This is a genomic window from Streptomyces adelaidensis (assembly GCF_016598475.1).
Taxonomy (GTDB): domain Bacteria; phylum Actinomycetota; class Actinomycetes; order Streptomycetales; family Streptomycetaceae; genus Streptomyces; species Streptomyces adelaidensis.
Window position 1 is genome coordinate 207,086 of the sequence record NZ_JAEMUX010000001.1, and the last position, 8,099, is coordinate 215,184.

Annotated in this window: 5 protein-coding genes; 2 read left to right on the top strand and 3 right to left on the bottom strand. The window is 70.5% G+C overall.

The features are described 5' to 3' along the window. Window position 1 precedes the first annotated feature (1 nt). Window positions 2–2,368 (bottom strand): glycoside hydrolase family 31 protein, encoded by a 2,367-nt coding sequence (locus tag I8N67_RS00940; protein ID WP_200300602.1) that lies wholly within the window; start codon window positions 2,366–2,368, stop codon window positions 2–4. Window positions 2,369–2,580: 212 nt separating this feature from the next. Between I8N67_RS00940 and I8N67_RS00945 the strand changes: the two genes are divergently transcribed. Both I8N67_RS00945 and I8N67_RS00950 read left to right on the top strand, forming a co-directional pair. Next, window positions 2,581–4,548: an acetoacetate--CoA ligase gene (locus tag I8N67_RS00945; RefSeq protein ID WP_200300603.1), complete on the top strand. Its 1,968-nt coding sequence runs from the start codon at window positions 2,581–2,583 to the stop codon at window positions 4,546–4,548. Between the two features lie 80 nt (window positions 4,549–4,628). Beyond that, window positions 4,629–5,537, top strand: a complete 909-nt coding sequence (locus I8N67_RS00950) for a DUF8829 domain-containing protein (protein WP_200300604.1) — start codon at window positions 4,629–4,631, stop codon at window positions 5,535–5,537. Window positions 5,538–5,601: 64 nt separating this feature from the next. Here the strand turns inward: I8N67_RS00950 and ptsP are convergent, their stop codons facing one another. Together ptsP and I8N67_RS00960 are read right to left on the bottom strand one after the other, a co-directional pair. Beyond that, on the bottom strand, window positions 5,602–7,272 hold the full coding sequence (gene ptsP, locus I8N67_RS00955; RefSeq protein WP_200300619.1) for a phosphoenolpyruvate--protein phosphotransferase: 1,671 nt from the start codon (window positions 7,270–7,272) through the stop codon (window positions 5,602–5,604). A gap of 77 nt (window positions 7,273–7,349) precedes the next feature. Next, window positions 7,350–7,799 (bottom strand): PTS sugar transporter subunit IIA, encoded by a 450-nt coding sequence (locus I8N67_RS00960; protein ID WP_200300605.1) that lies wholly within the window; start codon window positions 7,797–7,799, stop codon window positions 7,350–7,352. Between the last annotated feature and the right edge of the window lie 300 nt (window positions 7,800–8,099).

An 8,099-nucleotide genomic window follows, 5' to 3' on the forward strand; every position in this document is an offset into this window, starting at 1 on the left:
CTCACTCCTGGTCGAGTCCCCGTACCCGCACGGGATACGGAGGCTCGACCGGACCCTCGTCCCCCTCCAGCTCCACGACCACACGCCGCCCCTCCCAGCGCGTCGTGTACCGCTCGACCTCCGGCTCGTCCCAGCCGTCCCCCGCGTCCGGCACCACTAGCCCGCCCCCCGTCCGCCCGCGCGCGGGCGCCCACACCTCCAGCTCCAGGCCGCCGTCGGTGCCCCGGACCGGCAACACGGCACCCGCGCGCGCGAGCACCGGGACGCGCGACAAGGGAGCCTCCAGCAACACCTGCCCCGGCCCCTCGTACGCCTGTCCCGTCACCGTGTCGTACCAGCGCCCCCGAGGCAGCTGCACCGCACGCCGGTCCACGCCCGGATCGAGCACCGGCGCCACCAACAGACAGTCACCCAGCAAAAAGGCGTCCTCACAGTCGCGCAGCGTCCGGTCCTCGGGCGCACCCCACCACAGCGGACGCACATATGGCGCTCCCGTACGACCCGCCAGATGCGCCAGCGTCACGAAGTACGGCAGCAACCGCCGCCGCTCGACGAGCGCCACGCGCGCGTGCCCGACGACCTCGTCCCCGAACTCCCACGGCTCCCTGCGCCCCGCCCGCAGACTCGCATGGGTACGGAACAACGGCATATAGGCACCGAGCTGGAACCACCGCACATACAGTTCAGCCGACGGACTCCCGTCGAAACCGCCCACGTCCGGACCCGAGTACGGCACCCCGCACAACCCGAGCCCCAGCACCAGCGACAGCGACGCCCGCAGCCCGGGCCAGCCCGTCGCCACGTCCCCGGACCACGTTCCGCCGTAGCGCTGCATCCCGGCCCACCCGGAGCGCGAGAAGACGAAGGGCCGCTCCTGAGGCGCCAGTTCGCGCAGGCCCTCGTACCCGGCCCGGGCCATACACAGCGCGAACACGTTGTGCGCCTCGCGATGATCACCGCCCCGGCCCTCCAGATCGTGCCGGACCGACCGGGGCAGCGTGTTCTCCCCGAACGCCGTGAACGAAGTCGGCTCGTTCATGTCGTGCCAGAACCCGGCGAAGCCCTGCGCCAGCCGCTCCTCGTAGAGACCGCCCCACCACGCGCGTGTACGCGCACGCGTGAAGTCCGGAAAGACCGACTCCCCGGGCCACACCAGACCCTCCACGAACCGCCCGGCGGAGTCTCGTACGAACGCGTCCTCGGCCGTCCCACTGTCGTACACCGCGTTGCCCGGCAGCGCCTTGACCGCCGCGTCGACGATCGACACCAGCCGGATCCCGTCGCGGCGCAGCTCGTCGGCGAGGTCCGGCAACTTCGGGAAGTTCTCCGGATCGACCGTGAACACCTGATGGGCGTCATAGTGGTCGATGTCCAGGTGGACCGCGTCGAGCGGCAGACCGTGCTCCCCGTAGCCGGCGACGATCCGCCGCACCTCCTGCTCGCTCCCGAAGCCCCACCGCGCGTGATGATGCCCGAGCGCCCACGCCGGCGGCAGGGCAGGAGCCCCGGTGAGCGCCGCCCAGGCGTGCAGCACGCGCGCGGGGGTGCCCACCATCACCCAACAGCGCAGCGGGCCGCCGTCCATCCGCAGCTCGGACGTCCCGGCCCGGTCGTGCCCCGACCCCGCGCCCTCCTCGCCCTCCCGCAGCGTCACCGTGCCGTCCCACGTCGTGTCGTGGAACACCAGGTGCGTGGCCGCGTCGGCCACCACCATCTGCACCGGCATGGTGATGTACAACGGATCGTCGCCCGGCGCGAACGCATGACCGGGATCCGTGTTCCAGAGCCGATACGTTCCGCCGCGCAGCCGGGGCCCGCCCGCACGCCCTCCCAGACCGAAGAACCGCGCGTCGGCGGCCACCTCCGAGCGCTGCGTCCACCGCGCCTCACCGCCACCGACCGGCTCCCACCAGCGGGGCGGCAGATCACGCCGCAGCGTCACTCCGCCGGGCGTACGCACCTCGACGCCACCGTGCCGTGACACCATGACCGTCACCCGCTCGGCCACCACCCGCCAGCCGCCGTCCTTGTCCGGCTCCAGCACCGCCCGCGGATCCGGCTCCGGGCACCGGCCCGCGAGCGCGTACGACGGCTCAGGCCCCGCCCCGTCCCAGCCCCAGAAGACGGCCCCGTTCGCATCGACGGTGACCCTCAGCTCGGACCGGCTGAACCGGACGATCCCGCCGCCGGGCCCCGGCTCCACCTCCAGCACCGGCCCGGGCACCCGGGCCCGCTCGGCACCCCGCGCAGGCAACCCGACGGCGTCGGCACGCCTCCTCCGCCATGCGGCCCGCACGGTGCGCAGCCCCTGAGCCGCCCCCGCCGAACCGATCGCCTTCACCGAACGCACCAGGTCACGACCGTCCATGCAGCTCACCCTGCCATTGACCGGCCGATTCGTGTGAGCCGTTCAACTTCCGTTCACCCGCGGTAGCGCCACATCTTCACGTCGCCGACCATCTGCGGCGAACCCTGGTGCAGAAGTCGATCACATGGCATCGTCCGTGTCAGCCGCGTCACGCGCACACCCCTGCCCGTGCACGCCAGCCGCAGACGACGCGACCGTCCGGGAGCCGCCCCATGACCTCAGCGAACCCCTCCCCACTCTGGCAGCCCGACACAGCCCGCATCGCCCGAGCCAGGATCACCGAGTTCCAGTCCTGGGCCGCCGAGCACCACGGAGCGCCCGCCGAGGGCGGATACCCGGCCCTGCACCGCTGGTCCGTCGACGAACTGGAGACGTTCTGGAGGGCGGTCACCGACTGGTTCCACGTACGGTTCTCCACCCCCTACGCGCGCGTGCTCGGCGATCGCACCATGCCCGGCGCCGAGTGGTTCCCCGGAGCGACCCTCAACTACGCCGAACACGCCCTCCGCGCGGCCGACACCCGCGCCGACGAACCGGCCCTGCTCCACGTCGACGAGACCCACGAACCGCGCCCGGTGACCTGGTCCGAGCTACGCCGCCAGGTCGGCTCCCTCGCCGCCGAACTGCGCGCCCTCGGCGTACGCCCCGGAGACCGCGTCAGCGGCTACCTTCCGAACGTCCCCGAGGCCGTCGTCGCCCTCCTCGCCACGGCTGCCGTGGGCGGCGTCTGGACCTCCTGCGCCCCGGACTTCGGCGCCCGCAGCGTCCTCGACCGCTTCCAACAGGTCGAACCGGTGGTCCTGTTCACCGTCGACGGCTACCGCTACGGCGGCAAGGAACACGACCGCCGCGACACCGTCGCCGAACTCCGCCGCGAACTGCCCACCCTGCGGGCCGTCGTCCACATCCCCCTCCTCGGCACCGAGGCTCCACAGGGCGCCCTGGAATGGTCAGCCCTGACCTCCGCGGAGGTGGCACCGACCTTCGACCAGGTCCCGTTCGACCACCCCCTCTGGGTGCTCTACTCCTCCGGCACGACCGGCCTCCCCAAGGCGATCGTCCAGTCCCAGGGCGGCATCCTGGTCGAGCACCTCAAACAACTCGGCCTGCACTGCGACCTCGGCCCAGAGGACCGTTTCTTCTGGTACACGTCCACCGGCTGGATGATGTGGAACTTCCTCGTCTCCGGCCTCCTGACCGGCACCACGATCGTCCTGTACGACGGCAGCCCCGGACACCCCGACATCGGCGCCCAGTGGCACGTCGCCGACCGCACCGGCGCGACCCTCTTCGGCACCTCCGCCGCGTACGTCATGGCCTGCCGCAAGGCCGGCATCCACCCGGGCCGCGACTACGACCTCTCCCGTGTCCAGTGCGTCGGCACCACCGGCTCCCCACTCCCGCCCGACGGCTTCCGCTGGCTCCACGACGAGGTCCGTGAGGACCTCTGGATCGCCTCCGTCAGCGGAGGCACCGACGTGTGCTCCTGCTTCGCGGGAGCAGTACCCACGCTCCCGGTCCACATCGGCGAACTGCAGGCCCCAAGCCTCGGCACCGACCTCCAGTCCTGGGACCCCAGCGGCAAACCCCTCATCGACGAGGTCGGGGAGCTCGTCGTCACCAACCCCATGCCGTCCATGCCGATCCACTTCTGGAACGACCCCGACGGCACCCGCTACCACGACAGCTACTTCGACACCTACCCCGGCGTCTGGCGCCACGGCGACTGGATCACCCTCACCTCCCGAGGCTCCGTCGTGATCCACGGCCGCTCCGACTCCACGCTCAACCGCCAGGGCGTCCGCATGGGTTCGGCCGATATCTACGAAGCCGTCGAACGCCTCCCCGAGATCAAGGAGTCCCTCGTCGTCGGCATCGAACAGCCCGACGGCGGCTACTGGATGCCCCTCTTCGTCCAAGTCGCCCCCGGAGCGGCCCTCGACGAGGCCCTCGTCGACCGCATCAAGCGGACCATCCGAGAACAGCTCTCCCCACGCCACATCCCCGACGAGATCATCGAAGTCCCCGGAGTCCCGCACACCCTCACCGGCAAACGCATCGAGGTCCCCGTCAAGCGCCTTTTCCAGGGCACCCCCCTGGAAAAGGCGGTCAACCCCGGCTCCATCGACAACCTCGATCTCCTGCGCTTCTACGAGGACCTGGCCCGCAAACGAGGCTGATCACCCCTGGCCGGCCGGCACTGTCAGTGCCGGCCGTTACTGTGAGTGAGCATTGATCGACTGCTCGCACAGGGGGAAACATGGCACACACCAGCCACCAGAGCATGCGACGCGTCCTGCGCCGCGAAATCGCGGGCACCATCGGCCTGTTGGCCGACGCACACGACTTCGCCGCGATGCGGCGCTACCGCAGCTTCGCCTTCGACGACCACCCGACCTACCTCCAACAAGTGGAATCCCTGCTCAGGACCCTCGCCGCGCAGGGCAACCACACGACCGTCGCCCTCTTCGACCCGGAGGAGTACGCGGAGTTCTGCGCCGACACCGGCCTGGAACCGGACACCCCGTCCAGTCGAACCCGCTTCACGGCCGAACTCGCGGCCACGGGCGCCAGCCTCCCGTACGACGGACAGCCACTCGCCGAACTCGTCCCCGAACTGATCGACGAAGCCGTCCGCCTGGCCACCTGGGAATACGCCACCACACTCCTCGCCCAGATCGGAGACTGCGCCTCCTGCGGCGAGGACATCGGTCGCGCGGCCTTCGCCCGCGCCATGCAACTGCTCACCCGCATCCTCGACACCGCGGGCCCCGGCGAGCGCCACCTCGTCTGCAGCGTCACCGCGAAACCCCAAGCACTCGTCGCCGTCCTCCACGCCGACCAGGACGCCGAAGGAGCCACACAGCTGGACGAGTCCGAAGCCCTGGAATTCGCCACCGTCCTGGCCCTCGGGATCGCCACCCGAAGCCCCGGCGGACTCGTCATGCGCACCACCGCCCCGGACACCACAGACCAGGTCTACGGCTGGCACCTACGCGGCGAAGGCCTCGAACCCCTCACCGCGGGAGAGGTCTTCGACGCCTACTGCACCGACATCGAGTCCGGAGACCTAGTCTCACCGGAATCAGACGTCGACTACCGCACCCCGCCCGACCTCGGAGACGACCTGGGCCAGGGGAGCACCGCCACGGACGGACACACCCACTGAACGGGCGAGGGGCGCCCCACCCGCAGGTGGTGCGCCCCTCGAATCCCGACCGACCGTCGCGACGCTACTCGCCCGACAGCACCGCCTGCGCCGCGCTGCGCGCATCCTCGGCCGTGTCAGCCGCACGCGCGGCAGCCGCGGCACGCTCGCACTGCGCCAGCGTGTACTTCGCCAGCGTGCCGCGCACATACGGAATCGATGCCGCACCCATGGAGAGGGAGGTGACCCCGAGACCCGTCAACACACACGCGAGCAGCGGATCCGAAGCCGCCTCACCACACACACCACAGCTCTTGCCCTCGGCCTTCGCCGCCTCGGCGGACAGCGCGACCAGGTCGAGCAGCGCGGGCTGCCACGGATCCTGCAGCCGGGACACCGCGCCCACCTGCCGGTCGGCCGCGAAGGTGTACTGCGCGAGGTCGTTCGTCCCCAGCGACAGGAACTCGACCTCCTGCAGGATCGACCGCGCCCGCAGCGCCGCCGACGGGATCTCCACCATGGCTCCGAACTTGGCTCGCAGCCCCGCCTCACGACACGCGTCGGCGAACGCCTTCGCGTCCGTGCGGTCCGCGACCATCGGCGCCATGACCTCAAGGTAGACGGGCAGGCCCTCAGCAGCCTTCGCGAGCGCCGTCAGTTGCGTCCGCAGCACGTCGGGGTGGTCGAGCAGCGTCCGCAGCCCTCGCACACCGAGCGCGGGGTTCGGCTCGTCGGCCGGCGTCAGAAAGTCCAGCGGCTTGTCGGCGCCGGCGTCGAGCACCCGCACGACCACACGCCCCTCGGGGAACGCCTCCAGCACCTGCCGGTACGCCTCGACCTGCTTGTCCTCGGAGGGCGCCGTCTTACTGTCGTCGAGGAAGAGGAACTCGGTACGGAACAGACCGACACCCTCGGCCCCGGCCTCCACCGCCGCCGGCACGTCAGCGGGTCCGCCCACATTGGCCAGCAGCGGAACCTTGTGGCCGTCCGAGGTCGCCCCCGGCCCGCTCGATGCGGCCAGCGTGGCCTTCCGCGCCGCGGCGGCGGCCTCCAGCTCGGCCTTCTTCTCGGCACTCGGGTTCACGAAGATCTCACCGGTGCTGCCGTCCACGGCGATCATCGTGCCCTCTGCAAGCTCCCCCGCCCCCGGCAGCGCGACCACTGCCGGCACCCCGAGCGCCCGCGCAAGAATCGCGCTGTGACTGGTCGGCCCGCCTTCCTCGGTGACGAAACCGAGGACGAGCGTCGGGTCGAGCAGCGCCGTGTCCGCAGGCGCCAGATCGCGAGCGATGAGGACGTAAGGTTCGTCGCTGTCCGGCACACCCGGCATCGGAACCCCGAGCAGCCGGGCGACGATACGATTCCGCACGTCGTCGAGGTCGGCCACGCGACCCGCGAGGTACTCGCCGGCTCCCGCCAGCAGAGCGCGGTACGCGGCGAACGCGTCATAGACCGCACGCTCCGCCGTGCTCCCCACGGCGATCCGTCGCTCCACGTCCGCCATCAGCTCGGGGTCCTGGGCCATCAGGGCCTGGGCCTCCAGCACTGCCTGGGCCTCGCCCCCGGCCAGATTGCCGCGCGCCATCAGATCGGCGGCCACAGCGTCAACGGCCTTGCGGGCGCGCCCCTGTTCACGCTCCGCGTCCTCTGCCGCAATCTGCTTGGCAGGCGGCTCAAGCACCGCCGTTCCCATGTGCCGAACCTCGCCGATCGCCACACCGTGGCTCACACCGACGCCTCGCAGCGTTGTCTCCATCTCACCTGTCTCCGATAGTGCGGCGGGCCCCGCCGCCGCGGTGGTTGTGGAACTTGCGGTCCGGTACGGCTCTGGTGTCACTTCCAGTCGAAGAGCGTGTCACCGGCCTTCACTTCGCCGTCCTCTCGGAGATCGGAGAGGGAGTCGGCCGTGGCCTCAAGAGCCACGACGGGGCAGACCGGGGACTTGCCCGCCGCCTCGACGCCGGCGGGGTTCCAACGAACCACGGCCTGGCCGCGCTGCACGGTGTCGCCCTTGTTGACGAGCAACTCGAAGCCCTCACCGTTCAGCTGCACGGTGTCGATGCCGAGGTGGGTCAGCACACCGTGTCCCTCACTATCGACAACGACGAATGCGTGCGGGTGCAGCGAGACGATGACTCCGTCCAGCGGGGCCACCGCCTCCCCTGCCTCGCGCACGGGGTCGATCGCCGTGCCGGGGCCGACCATCGCTCCCGAGAAGACGGGGTCCGGCACGGAGGCCAGTCCGATGGCGCGTCCTGCAAGAGGGGACGTCACGGTGGTCATGGGAACCCTCCAGGGGGTGGAGATTCATATGGCCGCCACTGTCTGTACCTGGCGGCGCACTGTGCAGCAGCGTATGTCATATGAACTGCCGGTTCCGCATGAGACGTACGGGTTGGCTGCCGTCGAGCAGCACGTAATGGATTTGCACGCGCTCCGGAGCCCGCTGTAGAGTCGTAACCCTGCTCGAGGCCGAGCGGCGCAACTGAGCGTCCTGCCCCAGCAGCACCCAACTTGTCAGATCCTATCTCGGGGTCCGCTTCCGTATGTCTACGAAAGCGTGGTCAGAGAGTCGGAGAAACA

Excerpts from the sequence above, each read along its gene's own strand:
- I8N67_RS00940 (WP_200300602.1), bottom strand. The coding sequence starts at position 2,368 with ATGGACGGTCGTGACCTGGTGCGTTCGGTGAAGGCGATCGGTTCGGCG.
- ptsP (WP_200300619.1), bottom strand. The coding sequence starts at position 7,272 with ATGGAGACAACGCTGCGAGGCGTCGGTGTGAGCCACGGTGTGGCGATC.
- I8N67_RS00945 (WP_200300603.1), top strand. The coding sequence starts at position 2,581 with ATGACCTCAGCGAACCCCTCCCCACTCTGGCAGCCCGACACAGCCCGC.
- I8N67_RS00960 (WP_200300605.1), bottom strand. The coding sequence starts at position 7,799 with ATGACCACCGTGACGTCCCCTCTTGCAGGACGCGCCATCGGACTGGCC.
- I8N67_RS00950 (WP_200300604.1), top strand. The coding sequence starts at position 4,629 with ATGGCACACACCAGCCACCAGAGCATGCGACGCGTCCTGCGCCGCGAA.